The sequence below is a fragment of the Plantactinospora sp. B6F1 genome, from assembly GCF_040120695.1.
In the GTDB taxonomy this organism is placed as follows: Bacteria; Actinomycetota; Actinomycetes; order Mycobacteriales; family Micromonosporaceae; genus Plantactinospora.
In genome coordinates, this window is record NZ_JBEEAC010000009.1 from 94,947 (window position 1) to 113,925 (window position 18,979).

20 protein-coding genes are annotated in these 18,979 nt (G+C 71.7%); 6 read left to right on the top strand and 14 right to left on the bottom strand.

Going from position 1 to position 18,979, the window contains the following annotated elements:
• Positions 1–23 precede the first annotated feature (23 nt).
• From ABNF97_RS14650 to ABNF97_RS14670, 5 genes are all read right to left on the bottom strand, one after another.
• Positions 24–542: a hypothetical protein gene (locus tag ABNF97_RS14650; RefSeq protein ID WP_130465293.1), complete on the bottom strand. Its 519-nt coding sequence runs from the start codon at positions 540–542 to the stop codon at positions 24–26.
• Complete coding sequence (locus tag ABNF97_RS14655; protein WP_130465294.1) at positions 539–1,516, bottom strand: hypothetical protein; 978 nt, start codon at positions 1,514–1,516, stop codon at positions 539–541. Before ABNF97_RS14655 ends, ABNF97_RS14650 begins: the two co-directional genes overlap by 4 nt.
• Positions 1,513–3,834 (bottom strand): ATP-binding protein, encoded by a 2,322-nt coding sequence (locus tag ABNF97_RS14660; RefSeq protein ID WP_349338862.1) that lies wholly within the window; start codon positions 3,832–3,834, stop codon positions 1,513–1,515. Before ABNF97_RS14660 ends, ABNF97_RS14655 begins: the two co-directional genes overlap by 4 nt.
• Positions 3,827–4,456, bottom strand: a complete 630-nt coding sequence (locus ABNF97_RS14665) for a toll/interleukin-1 receptor domain-containing protein (RefSeq protein WP_349338863.1) — start codon at positions 4,454–4,456, stop codon at positions 3,827–3,829. Before ABNF97_RS14665 ends, ABNF97_RS14660 begins: the two co-directional genes overlap by 8 nt.
• A gap of 251 nt (positions 4,457–4,707) precedes the next feature.
• On the bottom strand, positions 4,708–6,018 hold the full coding sequence (locus ABNF97_RS14670; RefSeq protein WP_502930485.1) for a helix-turn-helix domain-containing protein: 1,311 nt from the start codon (positions 6,016–6,018) through the stop codon (positions 4,708–4,710).
• 182 nt (positions 6,019–6,200) lie between these two features.
• Between ABNF97_RS14670 and ABNF97_RS14675 the strand changes: the two genes are divergently transcribed.
• The gene (locus ABNF97_RS14675; protein WP_349338865.1) at positions 6,201–6,635 is read left to right on the top strand and encodes a hypothetical protein; all 435 of its coding nucleotides are present in this window, start codon (positions 6,201–6,203) and stop codon (positions 6,633–6,635) included.
• A 16-nt stretch (positions 6,636–6,651) separates the two neighbouring features.
• On the opposite strand, the gene ABNF97_RS14680 is transcribed toward ABNF97_RS14675, so the two are convergent.
• The 3 genes from ABNF97_RS14680 to ABNF97_RS14690 all read right to left on the bottom strand — a co-directional run bounded on the left by ABNF97_RS14680 (position 6,652) and on the right by ABNF97_RS14690 (position 8,938).
• Entirely contained in the window at positions 6,652–7,170 is a 519-nt protein-coding gene (locus tag ABNF97_RS14680) for a GNAT family N-acetyltransferase (RefSeq protein ID WP_130465298.1), read from the bottom strand.
• A 198-nt stretch (positions 7,171–7,368) separates the two neighbouring features.
• Positions 7,369–7,965, bottom strand: a complete 597-nt coding sequence (locus ABNF97_RS14685; RefSeq protein WP_130465299.1) for a DUF4291 family protein — start codon at positions 7,963–7,965, stop codon at positions 7,369–7,371.
• A gap of 139 nt (positions 7,966–8,104) precedes the next feature.
• Entirely contained in the window at positions 8,105–8,938 is an 834-nt protein-coding gene (locus tag ABNF97_RS14690; protein WP_349338866.1) for a hypothetical protein, read from the bottom strand.
• Positions 8,939–9,268: 330 nt separating this feature from the next.
• Between ABNF97_RS14690 and ABNF97_RS14695 the strand changes: the two genes are divergently transcribed.
• A complete protein-coding gene (locus ABNF97_RS14695; RefSeq protein ID WP_101369286.1) occupies positions 9,269–9,481 on the top strand; it encodes a hypothetical protein in 213 nt (70 codons plus the stop codon).
• A 21-nt stretch (positions 9,482–9,502) separates the two neighbouring features.
• Here ABNF97_RS14695 and ABNF97_RS14700 read toward each other — a convergent pair whose 3' ends face one another.
• The 5 genes from ABNF97_RS14700 to ABNF97_RS14720 form a co-directional block, all read right to left on the bottom strand.
• The gene (locus tag ABNF97_RS14700) at positions 9,503–10,042 is read right to left on the bottom strand and encodes a DUF3263 domain-containing protein (RefSeq protein WP_349338867.1); all 540 of its coding nucleotides are present in this window, start codon (positions 10,040–10,042) and stop codon (positions 9,503–9,505) included.
• 298 nt (positions 10,043–10,340) lie between these two features.
• Entirely contained in the window at positions 10,341–11,357 is a 1,017-nt protein-coding gene (locus ABNF97_RS14705) for an ABC transporter permease subunit (protein ID WP_130465301.1), read from the bottom strand.
• Entirely contained in the window at positions 11,354–12,370 is a 1,017-nt protein-coding gene (locus ABNF97_RS14710) for an ATP-binding cassette domain-containing protein (protein WP_349338868.1), read from the bottom strand. The genes ABNF97_RS14705 and ABNF97_RS14710 overlap by 4 nt, the downstream gene beginning before the upstream one ends.
• Before the next feature lie 244 nt (positions 12,371–12,614).
• Entirely contained in the window at positions 12,615–13,277 is a 663-nt protein-coding gene (locus ABNF97_RS14715) for a hypothetical protein (RefSeq protein ID WP_349338869.1), read from the bottom strand.
• A 91-nt stretch (positions 13,278–13,368) separates the two neighbouring features.
• The gene (locus ABNF97_RS14720) at positions 13,369–14,154 is read right to left on the bottom strand and encodes a DeoR family transcriptional regulator (RefSeq protein ID WP_130465304.1); all 786 of its coding nucleotides are present in this window, start codon (positions 14,152–14,154) and stop codon (positions 13,369–13,371) included.
• 228 nt (positions 14,155–14,382) lie between these two features.
• Here ABNF97_RS14720 and ABNF97_RS14725 point away from each other — a divergent pair, with 228 nt between their 5' ends.
• The 4 genes from ABNF97_RS14725 to nagA are packed head-to-tail and all read left to right on the top strand — an operon-like array spanning position 14,383 to position 17,652.
• Positions 14,383–15,312, top strand: a complete 930-nt coding sequence (locus ABNF97_RS14725; protein WP_349338870.1) for an SIS domain-containing protein — start codon at positions 14,383–14,385, stop codon at positions 15,310–15,312.
• A gap of 44 nt (positions 15,313–15,356) precedes the next feature.
• Positions 15,357–16,295, top strand: a complete 939-nt coding sequence (locus tag ABNF97_RS14730) for an ROK family protein (RefSeq protein ID WP_349338938.1) — start codon at positions 15,357–15,359, stop codon at positions 16,293–16,295.
• A complete protein-coding gene (locus tag ABNF97_RS14735; RefSeq protein WP_349338871.1) occupies positions 16,292–16,534 on the top strand; it encodes a hypothetical protein in 243 nt (80 codons plus the stop codon). The genes ABNF97_RS14730 and ABNF97_RS14735 overlap by 4 nt, the downstream gene beginning before the upstream one ends.
• On the top strand, positions 16,531–17,652 hold the full coding sequence (gene nagA / locus ABNF97_RS14740) for an N-acetylglucosamine-6-phosphate deacetylase (RefSeq protein ID WP_130465306.1): 1,122 nt from the start codon (positions 16,531–16,533) through the stop codon (positions 17,650–17,652). Before ABNF97_RS14735 ends, nagA begins: the two co-directional genes overlap by 4 nt.
• A gap of 179 nt (positions 17,653–17,831) precedes the next feature.
• On the opposite strand, the gene pgfA is transcribed toward nagA, so the two are convergent.
• The gene (gene pgfA, locus ABNF97_RS14745; protein ID WP_130465307.1) at positions 17,832–18,938 is read right to left on the bottom strand and encodes a cell envelope lipid trafficking protein PgfA; all 1,107 of its coding nucleotides are present in this window, start codon (positions 18,936–18,938) and stop codon (positions 17,832–17,834) included.
• Positions 18,939–18,979 lie beyond the last annotated feature (41 nt).

Sequence of the window (18,979 nt, forward strand, 5' to 3'; positions counted from 1 at the left end):
ACGCCGTCAGGACTCGAACGCCGTCAGGACTCGAACGTCCGCAGCCAGTCGGCGACCGGGCGTACACAGCCGTTCGACGCCTGCTCGTCGGGGCAGTAGCCGTTGTTCCAGGACCAGAGCCACAGCACACCGAGCAGGATCACGAAGAAGGCGTGCATCCGGGCCGCGCGGGCGAAGGCCGGTGCGGCCAGTCCGGACAGCCGGGTCAGCCCGATCGCCAACTCCCCCACCAGGTCGCCGTAGCCGTAGGCCGCTCCCGGGGGCGAGCCGCCGGTACGTCGGTAGAGGTAGGAGACCAGCAGGTCCGGCAGGAGCAGAACGGCGCCGACCGCGACGGTCAGGACACCGAGCGCGCGTCCGACGAGCCGTCCCAGCCAGGGCAGTACCCGGCGCACCAGCAGTAGCAGGCCGCCGATCACCAGCACGACGAGCAGGGGGAGCCAGAGCACTCCGCGGGCCGCTCCGGGAAGTACCGGAACGTCCCGGATCCATCCCGCCAGCCCGTCGAGGGCGCCCATCGGAAACCCTCGGGACCCGCTCACGGTTCCTCCCCGTCGCCGCTCGCCGGCGGCGCGGCCCCGTCGTTCCGCTCCGGCGCGCTGGACAGCTCGCCGGCGATCCGGTTCGACATCGACTGGCCGCCGCCCTGCGAAATCATCCCCTTGAAGCGTTCGACCACCGCCTGCACGGCGCTGTCCATCTCACCGAGCCGGATCTGGTCCCCGTCCATGATCACCTTGAGTGCCTCCACGGCCAGCTTCTGATCCTGGTCATAGAGCGACATCATGAATTTGGCGGCCTCGGTCGCCTTCGTCGGATCCTGGGCCACGATGCTGCCGGCGAGCGCCGCGCCGCCACCGGAGAGCAGCCGCTCGTGGAACGCCGCCCGCTCCTGGTGCCGGGCCAGTTCGGCGTCCTGGTTCAGCTTGGTCAGGACGATACGGTCCGTCTCGGTACGCATCGCGAGCTGCTGCCGCAATGTCTGGATCTCCAGATCCTTGGCAAGCTGCCCCTGCTCGGCGTTGATGGTCAGCTCGACGCGCAGGTCGGTGATGCGCAACCCGTTCGCGAGGTCGGTCGGTGCCTCCGCCAACATCGACCTGATCGCCCGTTCGGCCGCCTCGGGCTGCATGGCGGTGAACTTGCGGGTGACGGCGCGCAGCGGATCCATCAGGTACCGCCGGCAGTCGGCGATCGGGTCTGAGACCTGCTCGCGGACCACACTCACCGGATCGGAGACGGCGAACGAGAACCGCACCGCCGCGTCGAAGAAGAGCGTGTCACCGGCGCACGGAAGCGTGCAGGTGAAGTACGCCGGCTGTGGCGACGTGTAGATCACGTAGACCGCTCGCGGCCCGCGCCACCACACGTCCCCGGTGGTGTAGGGATGGGCCGGCGCCACCAGTTGACCGCTGGACATCTGGAACACGAGCCGGGTACCCGGCTCGGCGATCGGCCGCCGTTGGAACGGCAGACGGCGGAGTTCCTTTCGTTCGAGGACGGGGCCACGAATCACCACACACCAACCCTTCGGCTCAGTAGGTTCAGCAATCTGGCCGCCAGGTCCGGCGCCAACGGCTGGGGATCGCGCCACCGGTTGGCGTGCGCGGTCAGCAGTCGCCGCTGCCGGTCGGTGCCCGCGGCCTCCATCAGCAGGCCCACCAGGACTGGACGAAGCACCGGGGCTTCCTCGGCCGCCTGGGCCCACCTGCGCAGTACGTTGTGAACGGCAGTGTCGACACCGGGGGCGACCAGAGCCCGCCCCCAGAGCCGGGCGACGATCCGGCCCGCCTCGGACCAGCCCTCGGCCAGCGGGACGGCATCGTCCGAAGATGTCACCGGTTGCCCACCGTCGCTGGCCAGCCAGAGCAGGGTCGGCCAGGCCACGTCGCCGTCCGGGGTCCTCTGGTTGGTCCAGAGCGTGGCCGCGACCTCGAGAAACCCCACCACACCCGCGTAGAGGCGGCCCGAGCGACGCTCCACCGACCACGCGTCGAGCAGCCGGAGCAGTTCGGTCTGCCGGTCGAGCGTCGCCTCGGCCATCAGCTCCGCGATGCTGTCCCCGATGGCGAGCTGGACGGCCGTCTCGGCGCCCTCCGCCAACTCGGCGAGATGCTCGTCGGGGCCGCCGTCGAGTACGGCGCCGACGCTCGCGCCCAGCGCCCGGGCTGCCGTCAGCCGCAGCGCGAGACTGTCCCGGTCCGCCCAGTCCAGGACGAGCCGGATGACCCGGCTGGCCGTCGCCGGCTCCCGGGCCGGCAACGCGAGGGCGGCAACCGCCCATTCCCGCTCGTTCCCCCGGCCGCTGCCGGCCCACGGCGTCACGATGTCCCGGCGGATGGTGTCGAAGGCGAACTGGCTCAGGTAGCCGATCGCGGTCGCCGCGCGGATCCCGACCGCGCCCTCCACGTCGTCGGCGATGCTCCTCAGCCAGTCCAGCAACAGCCTCCGGTCGTAGTAGTGCTCGTGCCAGAGGTGGTGGAGCAGCCGGCGCGGGTAGCTCGGGTCGACGAACGAGACGACCTCCAGCTCCGCCCAGCCGTACCGGGTGCGCCGTACCTCGTCGCCGATCCGGGCCCGGGCCGTCTGGAGCCGGCTGCGCCGGGTCTGCCGCGACCGTGGCGGTGCCGGTCCGTTGCCGGCCTCGTCCTCCCGCCACGCCTGTTCGAGCAGCGTGGCGGCCCGGGAGACCGCGTCGAAGGACATCCGGTCCAGTACGGCGATCGCGACGACCAGCGCACGCTCGTCGAACGTGGCGAGTTCGTCGTACCAGTCCTCGACGTCCCGGCGGGAACGGTCCTCGAACCGCGCCATGGCCTCCGCCACCGTGCCCGTACCGCCGGCCGCCTCCGCGAGGTCCTTCGCCAGTTCCACGAGCTGCGGCGCGTCGAACGACTCCGGCGCGATGTCGGCCAGCCGGGTACCGACATGCTCCTCCGCCAGCAACCGCTCTGCCTCGTTGTCCGAGCCAAGCAGCTCCGCCAGGTGGCTGGTGACCAGCTCCAGTGCCGCAGGCGGTGCGGCGATCTTCCGGGCCAGCCGGTCGACCGCGTGGTCAGGGGTGCGCGCCGAGTCGTCGACGATCACCACGAGCTTGCCGCGGCGCCGGGTCAGCCGCTCCTCCAGCATCGGCAGTTCGCGGGCATGTAGGGTGCCGAGCTGGTGCGTGGTCAGTCGTTCGATGACGAAGCCGCACCCCTCGGGCAGGTCCTCGATCGGCAGCGCGGAGAGCGCGTCGGCGAACCGCAGCTCGTGCACGGTCTCCATGTCGGAGAGCAGCCGGACGGCAGTCGTGGTGCTGCCCCAGCGCCGCCGCGCCCTGATCAGCAGTACCGGGCTGCTGTCCAGGGCGTCAGCGAGGTCGTCGAACCCGTCCGGCAGGACGTACACCCGGGCGGTGCCGGCGACGAAGCCGGCGGTGAAGGTGCTGAGTACGGCCCTGGACCGGTCCGCGCCGGACCGGCTGTCCCCGCCGGTGACCGGGCCGCTGAAGGTGTGCCCGTCGCCGACCACGATGACGCCGGAGGAGCGGCTTCCGAAGGAGTTGAGCGCCGCCGCCAGAGTTTTCCGGATCTCCTGCTGCTGCCAGGTCCGCTCCTCGTCGCCAGCCCCGTCGCCCGGCGACCGCGCGGCCGACCTGGCACCGCCGAGGCTCGCGGCGAACCCGTCGGCCGTGTCGCCGGAGGACCTCGCGTCCGGTCCGGATCCGTCGGCCGGGCCGGCGGCGGGAGGGCCGGGCGACGGACTGTCCCGGGCCGGCGCCCCGGACGCCTTGCCGGAGACGTCCGGGGCGGTCTGTGGAGGTCTCGCGAAACGGTCGGCCTTCTCAGGCATGGCTGTCACCGCCGGTGATCGGGCCGTTGAAGACCTGACCGTCGCCGGTGATGCGTACGGCGCTGTACCGGCCACCGGGCGGTGGCGCCGGAACGCCCTGGCTCGTCTCCGGGGTGGCGACGGATGCGGGGGCGGATCCGTTTCCCGAGCCCGAACCGGCGCGCGGCACGATCCTGGCCAGTTCGTCGACCAGTCGTTGGAGGTCGACCAGCAGGTTGCGGGTGTGCAACGGCAGGAACTGCCGGCGGGCCAGCCGCCTGATATCGGCGGGCAGTTCCTCCTCGGTCGGCATCCGCCCCCCGTCCAGCAGCACGGGGATGACCCGGATGTCCCGCTTGAGCGCCCGTCGGATCTCCCGGCGAACGTAGTCCTTCGGATCGTCGATCCGGCGATTGCCGGAGTCGTCGGTCAGTTGGAGCCAGCGGGGACCGATAAGCGCGAGCAACACGACGCTGCGCTTCAGGTGGTACCAGATCTCGGGCGGAAAGTCGAGGCCCGGTTCGAGCGAACGAGAATCCCGGAAGACGCGATCGTCACCGAATTCCCTCCGCAGCCGCTCGTCGATCACTGGTGCAGCGAATGTCTCATCACCGGTTCGATAGTTGATGAAAATCCCGGTCATCGGGTCGCCTTCCGGCCGAAGCGGTCGGGTACGTCGTGCCTATTGCCGAGGGATGAATTGCGACTGCGCGCCGTCATGCACGATTAGCGGACCGGCGCCTTCCGCCACAGTTCAGACTGTCAGTGCGGCAAGGGACTGGCAATATGTTGTCCTCGCCCATGCGGTCGGACAACAGCAAACGAGCGGTAGTCGGCGTGGCCGGGACGGGCCGCCCACAAACTGGTCGGCCAGTGGGCACCAATTCCGACGTATTACAGCAGGTAGTCTGAAGGTGGCTTACTGTCGCTACGAAGGACGTCCAAGAGAAGCGGCATGACCTCCCGGACCACCTTTTCGGTACGCCAGCGACGCAACGTTCGGCTGAGGTGCCGCAGGTCGTGCCGCACTGTCGCCGAGTCGACAGTCGACGCCTGGTCGAGCACCGATCGGACGACCTCGCAGGCCCGCTCCAACTCCCCGCTGCTGGCGAGCGCGAGCGCGAGGCGGGCGCCGTACCGGGAGCGGGTCCGGTGCATGGTGGCGGGCAGCCGGTCGAGTTCGGCGCCGAGGATTTCGGCGGACTCCGCCGGTCGGCCGAGGTCGAACAGGCACCACCCGGTCGCGAAGGCGACCGGGTCCCGCATGGTGATACTGCCCAGCACCGGTTCGGCACTCGTCTCGCCCGTGGCGTCGGTCACCAGCGTCACCGCCCGGTCGAGCGCCCGGCGACAGGCCCGCTCGTCACCGGCCAGGGCGTACCCCTGCGCAGCACGCTGGGCGGCGAAAGCCGCGACCCGACTGCTGGACGCCCGCTGCTCCGCCTGCTCGGCGAGCGCCACCACCGAGCGGGAGTCGTCCCGGTAGAGCGCCAGTTCCGCCCGGCGGACCAGGGCGTAGGCGGGTAGTTCGTGGTCTCCACCGGTCACGGCGAGTTCCACGGCGCGCTGGGTCCACCACCACGACGCAGCTTCGTCGCCCTGCTCCTGCGCCATCCAGCCGGTGTACTCCGCGAATCTGGCCGCCAGGCGCAACGTGGACGTCCGGGTCTCGCCCCGGGCTTCGGCGGCGAGCGTACGAACGCTGTTGGTGGCCCCGACCAACATATGGATCATGGTCGACGGATCCACCCCCTGGCCGAGCAGGCGCATCTGGTCGAGCCAGCTACGGAAGGTCGGCAGGGCGAACTCCGCCGCCTCCGGTCGCCCCCCTGTCGGGATAATTGCCCAACTCATCATCGAGGCGGCTGCGGTCAACACCGTACGCCGGTCGAAAGCTCTGAATTCGCCACTGCCGTCCGCGTTCATCCGCATCACCCAGACCTCGCTCGGAGTCGCTGTCTCCGGCGGCGGATCGCACGACGGTGCGTCGACCAAACGGGCGAGGGACCCACCGGCATTCAGTTCCTGATCGCATCGGCGCGCCAGGTCCACACTCGGCCGCTTGGCGCCGGATTCAATCTTGCTCAGGTGGCTCTTGCTGTAGTTGATCCGTCCGGCCAACTTCGTGAGGCTGACTCCCTCTCCGGTTCGCCGCCGGCGGAGTTCTCCGGCAAACGTTATCGGACCGGGTACCTCGCTCACCATGGCCACCACCGCGTTTCCATTGTCCGGCCGGAAAGGACGTGGACAACACTAACCGGCGACCACAAATGTCGCAGTCCCCAAACGCAATGTGCGTTCACATCAGCCTTGTGGATCTCCGCTACTGTGGTGACACCCCGACCGGTGCGCCAGGTGGGCGTGCCGGCATCTTCCAGGAGGCGCACTTGGCGCACGAGGACGAACTCCGGCTACGCCACCTCGCCGACGTGCAGGCGGCGGTCGCCCGGATGTCCCAGCATTCGTTCGTCATCCGCGGCTGGTCGGTCACGCTGGTGTCCATCGTCTTCACCGTGCTCGGCACCCAGGGGCAGAACCTTCGCCTGCTGGCGGTGGTGGCGTTGGCACCCGCAGTGATCTTCTGGGGACTGGACGCCTACTATCTGCGCCAGGAACGCCTCTTCCGGCGGCTGCACGCGGCGGTCGCCCGCCGGCTCCTCGACGGCGCGGACGCACCCGACGTACGACCGCTGGACATGGTCGTGGTGCGGTACCACGACGAGGTGCCGGGATTCTGGCGTACCGTCGTCACCCTGCACGTGCTGGCGATCCCGGCGACCCTGATCGTGCTCACCCTGGGCTACACGCTGCTGCTCGACTGACCGGCGGACACCCGGCTCACCAGGCGCCGGCCACGTCCTCGTTGACACCGAGCCGGATCTCCGCCCGGACCGCCGTGCCGTCACCGCAGAGCACCGCGCCGCACCGCGTCAACAGGTTCACCGCCGGCACGTTGTCCGGTTGGGTCTCGGCCACCACCCGTCGGGCGCCGGCCTCGATCGCCTCGGCGAGCAACAGCCGCAGTGCGATCAGTCCGACCCCCTGCCCCCGGGTGGACTTACCGAGCCACATCCCGGTCTCCAGCGTGCCCGGCTCGGCGTGCCGAGCCAGCCGGGCCATCCCCACCACGTCGCCGTCCTGGACGATCGCGTACATGAGGTTGCCGGTCGGCCCGTCCAGGCCACCGAAGTTGGCCCGGTGGAACTCCCGGAACGCCTCTCGCCGGGCCTGCGACCAGCCGGCGGGCGCCTCGACCGGCGGCATCACCTCGTCCGGCTCGGTCTCGGCCACCGCCACCGACAGCAGCGGTTCGAGATTCTGCTCGTCTACCGGCGTCAGCCGGATCTCACGGGTCACGATCTAGATGCTTCTCGCCGCCTCGCCGCCGCGTCCACCGGTTTACCAGACCCGCGCCGTTCGGGCCATCCCGACCCGACCGGGTGACCCCCTCACCGACTGGCTGGTCGTGCCGCCCCCGACACCGGCCGGCCGACCCCGATTAATCCGGCCATCAAGGCCGAAAGCGGGGGTCGGCGGACGATCGGGGACGACCCGTCAGGACGCGCCGATCACCGCCGCCACCACCGCCGGCAGCGGGTACGGGCGCTCGGTCGGGAGAAGCGCGGCTGCCCCGTCCCGATCACCGGCCCGCAGGCGGGTCCGGATCGCCCGCGCGGTGTCGGTGACGTCGCGCAGGCCGACGATCCACTCGTCGACATACCGGACAACGGCCGGGCCGGTCAACCCCACCTGGAGGGACCGGTGCGGCAGCGGTGCCAGCTCCAGGGAGCGCTCCGGATCCCACTGCACGCGTACCGGGCTCGTCCTCAGGAGCGCGGCCCAGTCCGCCCGGCTCGGGTACCGGTCCGGGTCGTGGTGGCTCAGGCAGGCGCGGCCCAGCGCCCACTCGAAGCCCTCCCGGGTGATCTCGACCGCGAGTACCCGCTCCTGACCGGGCTTCTCCGCCCAGCCGCAGCGGTACATCATCCACCGGAAGGACGGCTTGACCCAGGTCATCCGCTCCCGCTTGAACGGGGCCACGAACCGGCCGGCGACCAGCGCCGGCTCGGCGATCGACGGCGGGTACGCCTGGTAGACCGTGATCGTCTCGTCGGTGAAGCCGGCCCGGACCTGCCGCTGCGGAATCGACACGACGCCGATCGTCGCCGTACCCGAGACTCACCGCCACCCGGTTTCCACCCGGCACCCGCCGCCGGACCCGGACCGCCCGGGGCCAGCGCGACGCCGAGCCGGTGCCCCTGCCGAGCCGGTGCCCCTGCCGGGCCGGCGCTCAGTCCTCGAACTCGCAGAGCACGGCGGTCGCGTCGTCGTGCCGCTTGAAGCCGCTGCGACGCTGGCCGTCGCCGGCCTCGACCAGCCGGACCCGGCGGATCAGCTCGCCCGGCCCGGCCGCACTGAGCAGGTCGAGTAGCCCACGCCAGTCGAAGAGCCCGAACTGCTCGACCGCGACCGAGGCGCCGTCGGTGAGCAGCGCGGCCCGGCGGACCCGTTCCGGGCCGCGCAACGACAGGCTGCCGGCGACCGCGTGGTACGCCGCGTCCGGGTTGGCGGCAGCCACCCAGTAACCGTGCGATTGGTTCATCTGCTCCCGCTGCAACGCCACCGCCCGGCGGAACCGGGTCGCCCGGTCCGCCTCGCCGCCGACCCGGGCCAGATTCGCCTTCTGCCGCAGGTCGGCCATTGCCGTCCGGAGCCGCTCGTCGGAGATCACCTGGACCCGCGCGCCGAGGTCGAGCACCAGTGGGCTGTCACAGAGCACCAGGTAGTCGACGTGATCGCCGCCGTGCCGCAGCAGGCAGACGGTCGCCGACGGGGTGCCGGGATGGTCGAGGTCGCAGGCGCCCTCGTGGTCGGCGCGTACCGCCAGGATCGCGGCGGCGAGGTTCCCGGTCAGCGCGGCGGCGGGCCGGTCCGCGGCGGCCAGCCCGAGCCGCGCCGCGAGCCGTCGGACGTACCAGGCCGGTCCGTGTACGCAGCCGGTGTCGAAGCCCTCCGGCACCGTCGCCCCGTCGAGTACGCCGACCAGGTTCCCGTACCGGAAGACGTGGTCCTCGTTTTCCGGCCGCCCCGGGGCGGGTGCCGAGGCGGATCGGACGCGCATCATCGGTGCGGCTCCGGCTGCTTTCGACCAAGCGGTGTCATCGGCGGCTCCCCCAGCGCTTCCACGGCGGTTCCTCACCATGTCTACCGCGAATCGTCAGCCGGTCCAGCCGGAATCGACGCCGTCGCCGAGCGGTTCCGGTGCCGGTAGCGGGCCGCCGCTTGCCGATGCCGGTGCCCTCGGCGAACTCGGCCGACCGGAGCAAGCACGGCCGGGGCGGGTCAGGGAACCCGCTCGCGGTCCCGGCACCGGAACGCATCCAAGCAACTCGCCAACCAGCGGCGATTACCGACGGTAGCGTCGGTGGTGGGTTCGACGTGAGGGGGCGGCAGAATGTTGGAACACCTGCACCGGATGGGCCTGCGGGCCGAACACATGTACATGGCGGGGGCGGCCAGCATCGGGCTGTCGTTCCTGAGCTGGATGCTGTCGAAGCAGATGGAGAATGCCGGGATCGACCGGGCCGACCGGTGGGGCATCTTCATCGGCGAGTGGGCGCCGACCTTCATCGCACTCGGCAACGGGCTGCGCACGTACGAGAAGTGACCGCTACCGGGCGAAGCGCGGTCAGCGGCGGCGATTGCGGCTGCGGGCCGCGCGCAGCCGGCGGAGTCGGGCGACCAGCATCGGCTCGGCCTCCAGCGCGGCGGGATTGTCCAGCAGTCCGTTGAGGACCTGGTAATACCGGGTGGCGGAGAGGTCGAACGCGTCCCGGATCGCCTGCTCCTTGGCGCCGGCATGCTTCCACCAACGCCGTTCGAAGGCGAGGATCTCGCGCTCCCGCTCGGAGAGCGCCGGGTCGGCCGGCGGCGCCGGGGCGGGAATCCCGGGTGCCTCCGCCGACTCGGCACCGGGCGCGGACCGTGGCTGCGGGACGTGCGCGGCCTCGGCGGGCCTGCTCGCCTCGGCGGGCCTGCTCGCCTCGGCGGGCCCGGTCGCCTCGGCGGGCCCGGTCGCCTCGGCGGGCCCGACAGCGCCAGCGCGCCCGACAGCGTCTTCATTCCCCGCAGCCTCGGCGTGTCCGGTGATGTCGGCGCGCCCGACAGCGTCGGCGTCTCCGATGGTGTCGTCCGCCTCGTCGTCGGCCGGAGCAGAGGCGTTCCGCATGGTGCTCCTCCGGGAGTAGACACGGCCCGACCTGGAACTCACCAGCCTACCGACGCCCGGCCAGGACCGCACCGCTCGGCGCGGCGACGACCGTCACCCCGGAGGACCCGGCCCGGACGCAGTGCCGGGGACCATGCCCGGACGCGGTGCCGAGGACCATGCCCGGACGCGGTGCCGAGGACCATGCCCGGACGCGGTGCCGGGTTCCGCCTCGCCACCGCCCCCGGCGACCGCCGGGGGCGGCGCCCCCCGGCCGCCGCCCCCGACCCCCGTCACCCGGCCCCCGGACCGTGGCAGGTCAGGTGATGTCCCGCCGCCGCATCGACCAGATCGCCCCGCCCAGCACGACCACCAGCGCGACGGCGAGCAGGACCGAGGAGTTCTGCCAGGTGATGTCCTTGGTCAAGGGTTGACAGTCACCGGTGTACGACACCTGGCAGGCATCCCAGTCCTGCAACGTCACCTTCTTGTCCATCCAGGCCAGCAGGTACGTCGGCAGCAGCCAGCTCTCGATGAACTTGACCTTGGCCATCGCCATGACGACCCCGAGGCCGAACTGCCCGACCACCATCACCCCGAGCACCCCGCCGAGGGCCAGCGCGGTGTGCCGGCCGAGCGAGGCGAGGCCGAAGCCGAGCACCCCGGCCACCAGGATCAGGGTGAGCCCGCGCAGCCCGGTCAGGCCGATCGACTGCCAGGTCCCGGAGGTCATGCCCGTGGTGCTGCCCCGGAGGCTGCCGGTCGCCCAGAACGCCGCCGTCCAGAGCGCGCCGGTCAGCACGGCCACCCCGAAGAGCGCGGAGAGCAGCGCGCCCAGCTTGGTCAGGAGTACCCGGATCCGCTGTGGTCGCCAGAGCAGCAGGTTCATCATTCCGCCGGTGCTCCACTCGGCGCCGACGAACGAGGCACCCCCGACGAACGCCACCAGCGCGAGTACGGCGGTGAGCGTGGTGATGGTCCTGGGAAACTCCTCCCGGAAGTCGAAGCTGGCCGGCAGGTGCCAGTCGGACTGGAACGCCTCCCGGGGCGGCGGCTGGATGACCGCGCAGTCCTCGGGGAAGTTCTCCGCGGCGGCGTTTCCGGCCCCCTTCGCCCGCTCGCACGCCTGCCGGTGCTGCTCGGTCATCGCGATGCTCTGCTGGTAGTCCCGCTCCGCGGCACGTTCCGCCTCGGCGATCTGGGCCGGCCCGATCTTCTGGTTGGTGAGGAACATCCCGACCGCGACCGCAACCAGCACGAGCAGCCCGGCCAGGGTCAGGTAGCGGATGAACCGCCGCTTGGCGAGCCGGCGCAGTTCCGTGGTGTAGAGGTTCACACCCCCCACCCCCCGTTCCCCCTGGCGTCGGTCGCGGAGCTCGGATCGTCGACCACCACGGACTGGTCCACCTGACGGTGCTGGCCCGGCACCGGCGCGGTGGCGGTCAGCTCCAGGAAGACGCTCTCCAGGTCGACGGTGACCGGGGCCAGCTCGCTGACGTAGAGGTTGGCGGCGGCGAGCGTACGGGTGACGGTGGCGGGTTTGTCCACCTCGTACACCAGCAGGTGGTCGTCGTGCGGGCTGACCCGGGCACCCGCCCGGCGCAGCAGGTCGGCGGCGGCCGGCAGGTCGGTCACCGCCTCCAGCCGGACCCGCAGCCCGCCGCCGGAGTGCTCGGCCAGCACCTCGGCGACCGGACCGGCGGCGACCCGGCGCCCCAGCGAGATGATGGTGACCGAGTCGCAGATCAGCTGCACCTCGCCGAGAATGTGGCTGGAGACCACCACCGTCATGCCGGAGGCGGCGAGGTCGCGCATCAGGCTGCGCATCTCCCGGATGCCGCCCGGGTCGAGGCCGTTTGCCGGCTCGTCCAGGATCAGCAGCTTCGGCTTCTTCAGCAGGGCGGAGGCGACCGCGAGCCGCTGCTTCATGCCCAGCGAGTAGGTCTTGACCCGGTCCTTGGCCCGCTCCCGCAGCCCGACCAGCTCAAGCACCTCCATCACCCGGATCTGCGGCACGCCGCCGGCCCCGGCCAGCAGCGAGAGGGTGTCCCTGGCGGAGAAGTGCGGAAAGAACTGCGGGCTCTCGACGATCGCGCCGACCTGTCCGGCGACCGACGGCAGCGCGGCCGGCACCTCCTGGCCGAGGATCGCCATCCGGCCCCCGTTGGGCCGGATCAACCCGAGCAGCGTACGCAGGGTGGTCGTCTTCCCAGAGCCGTTGGGGCCGAGGAACCCGTGCACCTGGCCCGCCTCGACCCGCATGTCGAAGCCGTCCAACGCCTGCCGGGTCCCCCGGCGTCTGCTCCGGTAGGTCTTGCGCAGACCTTCGATCTCCAGTACGGCAGCCATCTCGGCCTCTCTGCTCTGTCCGCTGTCGGCTCTGTCCGCTGTCGGCGACACCGTACCACCGCTTTGCACGCTACCGCGTTATACACGCTACCTTCGCTGGCGATGGTCGAGTAAGCCGGCAGGCATCCGGGCCAGTCGGATCGGTCACCTGTACGCCAGAGGCGTTATCCGGGTCCGGTAACGCCTCTGGCGTACAGGTGAAGGGCGGTTCACGCTTACACCGCCCTTCGGTCGCGTCGACGGCCTACCGGTTGTCCGCTCTCCACAGCTCCCAGGCCAGCCAGGCCGAGCCGATCCCGATGAGCAGACCATGGGTGATCCGCACCGCGGCGGGCGTGAAGAACTGCGGCAGGAAGAGGGCGAACCCCAGCGCGAACGGAATCCCGCTGTGCCGGGTCAGCCTCGCCGAGCGCCAGACCGCCACCGCGGCCAGCACCGCGCCGACGCCCAGGGCCAGCAGTCCGATCACGAAGGTGGAGGCGGCGGCCGGGCTGAAGCGTACGGTCTCGACCGCGGTGAGCAGGTCGAACCGCTGACCGTCGGCTGCCTCGCGGGCGAGGGCGTGCAGGCCGAAGTCCTCGGCACCGTAGTACGGCAGGACCAGTCCGGCGCCGATCCACCCGGTCAGCAGCGCGGCGGTGGCCGGCCGTTCCCCCGCGGTGCCGTCGACCGCCCGGCGCAGCGCGAGGAGCCCGAGCGGCAGCAGGATGAAACCGACCATGGCGAACAGGTGCGACGCCACCCACGCGGTGGAACCCATCGCCGCGACCGCTCCGGCCACGGTGGATTCGTCGTCCCAGGGCCGGGTGGCCGGATAGAGGATGAACAGGGCGCCGGTGGCGGCGAGCAGCAGAGCACCGGGCCGGGTGCGGGCGGCAGCCGTCGCGTCGAGCCTCGGACTAGTCATAGCTAATAAGCTAATGATATTAGCCGAACGGTGTCAAGGTACCCGAGAGGGCGACGCTCACGCGCAGGCGACGCTCACGCGTACGCGACGCTCACGCGCAGACGACGTTCACACCGGCGTCCCGGAACGCCTGGAGCGTCGCCGGGTCGGCACCCGAGTCGGTGACCAGGGTCTCGACCCGCTCGATGGGGCAGATCCGGGCGAAGGCGTGCCCGCCCAGCTTGGACGAGTCGGCAATGATCACCACTCGTTTGGCCCGGGCCACCATCAGGTTGTTCATCGACGCCTCACCCTCGTGATGCGCCGCCGCACCGAGCTGCACGTCGATGGCGTCCACCCCGAGCAGCGCGACGTCCAGGGTGACCTCGCGGAGCAGCGCACCGCCGAGCGGGCCGACCAGCTCGAAGGACTGCGGCCGGACCACCCCGCCGGCCACCACGATCTTCATCCGGGACCGGACCAGCAGCTCGTTGGCGATGTTCAGCGCGTTCGTCACCACGGTCAACTGGGCACCGTCGGCGCTGCTGTTCAGGTCAGGGCGTACGGCCAGCCCCCGGGCCACCTCGGTGGTGGTGGTGCCGCCGTTGAGCCCGACCACCGTCCCCGGGGAGACCAGGGCCGCGGCGGCGGCACCTATCCGCTGTTTCTCGGCCGAGTGCTTGGCGGTCTTGTAGCGCAGCGGAAGGTCGTACGAGACGCCGTTTGCTACCGCCCCACCCCGGGTACGCGTAATCATCTGCTGCTGGGCGAGCTGGTCGAAGTCACGCCGGATGGTCGCCTGCGAGACGCCGAGCCGTGCGGCGGCGTCCTCGACGGTGACCCGACCGGCGTCGGTAAGCAGTTCGAGCAGCGCGTTCCATCTGGCGTAGCGATCCACTCCGGGCCTCCAACTGCATACGGTGCGGAGATTTCGTGCACAATAGTGCGCGAAACGCGCAGCCGCAAAGCATGGTCCTGCGCGAAGCTGCGCGCAGTTGCCACCACCGTCGTCTTTCGCGCAGAATGACGCGCGAAAGATCGTCAAACCGAGCCGTATTGCGCAGGCCGGTCCGCCGTCACATGGCGCCGCCCCGCCGGTGCGGTCTCCCGTCCGCGAGGAGCAGCGATGAGCCACGTCGACGCGGAGATCGCCAGCCAACCCGAGTGCTGGCGCCGGGCCGCCGGACTGGCCGCCGACTCCACCGCCGCACTGCCCCGACCCGGTCAACGGGTCGCCGTAATCGGCTGCGGCACCTCCTGGTTCATGGCGATGGCCTACGCCCGGCTGCGCGAGAGCGCCGGGCACGGCGAGACCGACGCCTTCCAGGCCTCCGAGTTCCCTCTCGACCGCCGGTACGACCGGGTCGTGGCGATCACCCGGTCCGGCACCACCACCGAGGTGCTGGACGTCCTCACCACGCTGGGCGGGCGCCGGCCGAGCACCGTGATCGTCGGCGACCCTGGCTCGCCCGCCGTCGATCTCGCCGAACAGGCCGTCGCGATGCCCTTCGCCGACGAACACTCGGTGGTGCAGACCCGGTTCGCCACCAGCGTCCTGGCCCTGCTCCGGGCCCACCTCGGCACCGGGATCACCACGCTGGCCGCCGACGCCGAGGTGGCGGTGCGCGCCCCGCTGCCGTTCGACCCCGCCCGGGTCGAACAGATCACCTTCCTCGGCCGGGGCTGGACGGTCGGGATCGCCCACGAGGCGGCGCTCAAGTGCCGCGAGGCGGCTACCGCCTGGGCCGAGTCCTACCCGGCGATGGACTACCGGCACGGCCCGATCTCGATCGCCGCACCGGGTCGGGTGGTCTGGGCGTTCGGTGAGGTCCCCGAGCGGCTGGCCGAGGACATCACGGCCACCGGCGCGGCGTTCGTGCACAGCCGGACCCACGGCGTACACGCGATGATCGGCGGCTGGGCCGCCGGCCGTACCCCGCTGGACCCGATGGCCGACCTGATCCTGGCGCAGCGCTTCGCGGTCGCCCTGGCCAAGGAGCGCGGTCTCGACCCGGACGCACCCCGGCACCTCACCCGCTCCGTGGTGCTCGCGTGACCGACCCCGCCGCGCCAGCGGGCGGAGCCGGGCCGACCGGCGAGGTGGTCGCGGGCGGCACGCCGGCCGGAGCGGTGGTCGTCGCGCTCGACGTCGGCGGGACCGGGATGAAGTGCGCCCTGGTCCGGCCGGACGGGCGCGTCGCGCACACCGAACGACACCACACCCGGGCCGAGCGGGGCCCGACGGCCGTGGTGCAGAGCATCCTCGACGTCGCCGAAGGGCTCGCCGGAAAGGCCCGGGCCGACGGGCTCACCCCGGTCGCGGTCGGGCTCGCCGTGCCGGGAGTGGTCGACGAAACCACCGGCCGGGCCGTCTGGTCGGCCAACCTGGGCTTCCGGGACGTACCCCTGCGGGAGCTGGTCACCGCGCGGCTCGGCCTGCCCACGGCGCTCGGCCACGACGTGCGCTCCGGCGGGCTCGCCGAGGCCCGGCTCGGCGCCGGACGGGGCACCCGGCACGTGCTCTTCCTCGCCATCGGCACCGGGATCGCCGCCGCGCACGTGGTGCACGGGTCGGCCTTCGCCGGCGTGCACGGCGCCGCCGGCGAGCTGGGCCACGTCGTCGTACGCCCCGACGGGCCACGCTGCGGCTGCGGCCGGCTCGGCTGCCTGGAGGCGGTCGCCTCGGCCGCCGCGGTAGGCCGGCGCTACACGACGCTGACCGGGACCCCGGCCACCGCCGCCGAGGTGGTCGCCCGGGCGGCCGGTGGCGAGCAGGCCGCGACCCTGGTGTGGCGGGAGACCGTCGACGCCCTGGCCGACGGGCTGGCCATCGCCCAGGCGCTCTACGACACCGAGGTCGTCGTGCTCGGCGGCGGGCTGGCCGAGGCCGGCGCCGACCTTCTCGACCCGCTCGGCGCGGCGCTGCGACAACGGCTGACCTTCCAGACCGAGCCCCGGCTGCGGCGCGCGGCCCTCGGCGACGAGGCCGGCTCCCTCGGCGCCGCGCTGCTCGCCCTCGACGCCCTGAACCGGCCGTGAACGGACGCACCACCCCACCGGCCGGCACCTCAGCGCTGCCGCCGGCACGTCAGCACCGCCGCCGGCACGTCAGCGTCACCGGCCGGCACGTCAGCACCGCCGCCGGCACGCCCCGGCTCCCGAGCCGATCCGGCCCACCGGCGCGACGGGAGGGCGACATGATCGAACCTGACGAGACCGTCGGTCCGTCCGGTCTGATATGTCATGGCGACGACGAGCGCAGCAAGGAGACGACATGACCGTCCGGGTCAGTGGCAAGGTGGTAACCCCGACCGGTGTGATCCGGCAGGGATGTGTGGAGCTGGACGGCGAGCGGATCTCCGCCGTCGCCGAGTACCCGTCGATCCGGGACGGACACTGGATCGTGCCCGGCTTCGTCGACATGCACAGCCACGGTGGCGGCGGGCACACCTTCACCACCGGGGACGCCGACGCGGCCCGGGCCGCCGCCGCGTTCCACCTGGCGCACGGCACCACCAGCATGATGGCCAGCCTGGTCAGTTCGCCGTACGAGCTGATGCGGGACGCCACCGAGGCGTTCGCCCCGCTGGTCAAGGAGGGCGTACTGGCCGGCGTCCACTACGAGGGGCCGTACCTGTCGGCGGTGCGCTGCGGGGCACAGAACCCGGCGTTCCTCCGCGAGCCGTCCCTGGACGAGTTGACCGAGCTGCTCGCCCTCGGCGACGGTACGGTCCGGATGGTCACCCTCGCCCCCGAACTGCCCGGCGCGCGCGCCGCGATCGAACTGCTCGTCTCCCGCCGGATCGTCGCCGCGATCGGGCACACCGACGCCAGCTTCGAGCAGACCGCCGCCGGGGTGGTCGCCGGGGCTACGGTGGCAACCCACCTCTTCAACGGCATGCCCAGCCCGCACCACCGGGAGCCCGGGCCGGTGTTCGCGCTGCTCGGCTCCCCCAACGTGGTCTGCGAGCTGGTCGCCGACGGCGTACACCTGCACCAGGGCACCCTGGCGTTCGCCGCCGGGGTGGCCGGTCCGGACCGGGCCGCGCTGATCACCGACGCGATGGCCGCCGCCGGAATGCCGGACGGCGAGTACGAACTGGGCGGCCAGCCGGTGGTGGTGGCCGACGGGACGGCCCGGCTCTCCACCTCGGACTCGACACCGGGTGCGATCGCCGGCAGCGTACTGACCATGGACGCGGCGCTGCGCGCGGCGGTGGAGGCCGGGATCCCGATGGTGGACGCCTGCCGGATGGCCGCGACCACCCCGGCCCGGGCGACCGGGCTCGGCGAGCGGGTCGGCGCGCTGATGCCCGGCTGGCGGGCCGACCTGGTGGTGCTGGACGACGACCTGAACGTCGTCCGGGTGATGCGCGGCGGCGAGTGGGTCGATTAGCCGGAGATGCCGCGCCTGGCGCCGCTCCCGCCGATGCTGAGCGGGTGCGACGCGCTCGGTCCAGAACTCGTGCGAGTCATGGTCGGGCCGGTGCGGATGGCCGGGTGGCCGGCTCGGCGGGGTCGCCGCCCCGAGGTGCCGTCCGACCGGGGCCGGCACCTCGGGACACGCTGGTCGCCCTATCCGTCGGACGTCTGCTGCCGGTCACGATCGGCCGGTGGCGCCGCAGGTTCAGTCCTGCCGGCCGATGCTTCGGGCTTGCCGACCGATGCCGAAACCGGAGCGGCGTGGCGGCCGGAGCGGGGCTCCGGGACACTGCCGTCGACCGCCGCCGCACGGGGACCGCGCAGTGCCTGGCGGAGGCCGACGATCACCAGCGCCAGGCCGACGACCAGGAGCGCGATCGGACCCCACAGTTTGACCGTCTGGAGCAGCCGCCGGTTGGAGCCCGCCGCCTCGGCGCTGCGCGCGATCGTGTCGTCGGTGTAGGTGAAGACCGCGTCGAGGATCACCGTCTCCTGCCCGTTGTCGCCGACGAGGTTCTTGCGCTGCGTCTCCTGCACCTTGATGAACTGGCCGGTGGTCGGCTCCACCCACACCGAGCGGGTGTTGCTGTAGCGGATCTGGCCGGTGGTGGCGCCGGGCAGCAGTTGGCTCGCCAGGAGTTGGAGGCGGTCGGCCGGCAACGGCTGCGTCGCGTCGCGGATCTCCTGGGTGAACTGGTAGGTCTCCAGCCCGTTGATCTGCTCGGTCTTGACGAAGTGCGCCGGCTGGGTGGCGTTGATGTCCCGGTCGAAGATCTGGTAGGTCTTCTTCTCGGTGCCGAACGGGAACTTGTAGATCTGGCCCGAGTAGTTGACCCGCTGCCGGTCGTTGCCGGTGTCGAGCCACTGCTTGTCCCAGGACCGGGCGGCGCCGGTCCGCCGGTCGAGTGCCAGGGCCGTACTGTAGGCGCTGATCAGATCCTCGGTGTCGGTCCGGATCACCTCCTGGCCGACCAGCCAGACGACGGCCTCGCCGTCGAGCGGGCCATCCAGGTTGGCGGTCTCCTTGGCGTCCGGCTGCACGGTGACGGTCGAGCGCAGGGTGGCCTGGTTCACCTCGGCCCTGCCTTCGGTGATCTGTAGGAAGCGGGCGTTGGGCGCCTCGGCGACGGACTGGGTGCGTTCCAGGTCGTACGGCAGGCGGTCGACCTGGGGAGCCACGACGAACGCGAGACCGCCGGCGAAGACCAACACGAGAACACCGACGCCGAACAGCGCCGCGCCGATGACGCGGGACCTCATAGTGCCTCCACGATTTTGGGACGGTTATTCGGCACGCGGAC

Excerpts from the sequence above, each read along its gene's own strand:
- ABNF97_RS14690 (WP_349338866.1), bottom strand. The coding sequence starts at position 8,938 with ATGATGCGCGTCCGATCCGCCTCGGCACCCGCCCCGGGGCGGCCGGAA.
- ABNF97_RS14725 (WP_349338870.1), top strand. The coding sequence starts at position 14,383 with ATGAGCCACGTCGACGCGGAGATCGCCAGCCAACCCGAGTGCTGGCGC.
- pgfA (WP_130465307.1), bottom strand. The coding sequence starts at position 18,938 with ATGAGGTCCCGCGTCATCGGCGCGGCGCTGTTCGGCGTCGGTGTTCTC.
- ABNF97_RS14700 (WP_349338867.1), bottom strand. The coding sequence starts at position 10,042 with ATGCGGAACGCCTCTGCTCCGGCCGACGACGAGGCGGACGACACCATC.
- ABNF97_RS14660 (WP_349338862.1), bottom strand. The coding sequence starts at position 3,834 with ATGCCTGAGAAGGCCGACCGTTTCGCGAGACCTCCACAGACCGCCCCG.
- nagA (WP_130465306.1), top strand. The coding sequence starts at position 16,531 with ATGACCGTCCGGGTCAGTGGCAAGGTGGTAACCCCGACCGGTGTGATC.
- ABNF97_RS14710 (WP_349338868.1), bottom strand. The coding sequence starts at position 12,370 with ATGGCTGCCGTACTGGAGATCGAAGGTCTGCGCAAGACCTACCGGAGC.
- ABNF97_RS14670 (WP_502930485.1), bottom strand. The coding sequence starts at position 6,018 with ATGGTGAGCGAGGTACCCGGTCCGATAACGTTTGCCGGAGAACTCCGC.
- ABNF97_RS14665 (WP_349338863.1), bottom strand. The coding sequence starts at position 4,456 with ATGACCGGGATTTTCATCAACTATCGAACCGGTGATGAGACATTCGCT.
- ABNF97_RS14695 (WP_101369286.1), top strand. The coding sequence starts at position 9,269 with ATGTTGGAACACCTGCACCGGATGGGCCTGCGGGCCGAACACATGTAC.
- ABNF97_RS14715 (WP_349338869.1), bottom strand. The coding sequence starts at position 13,277 with ATGACTAGTCCGAGGCTCGACGCGACGGCTGCCGCCCGCACCCGGCCC.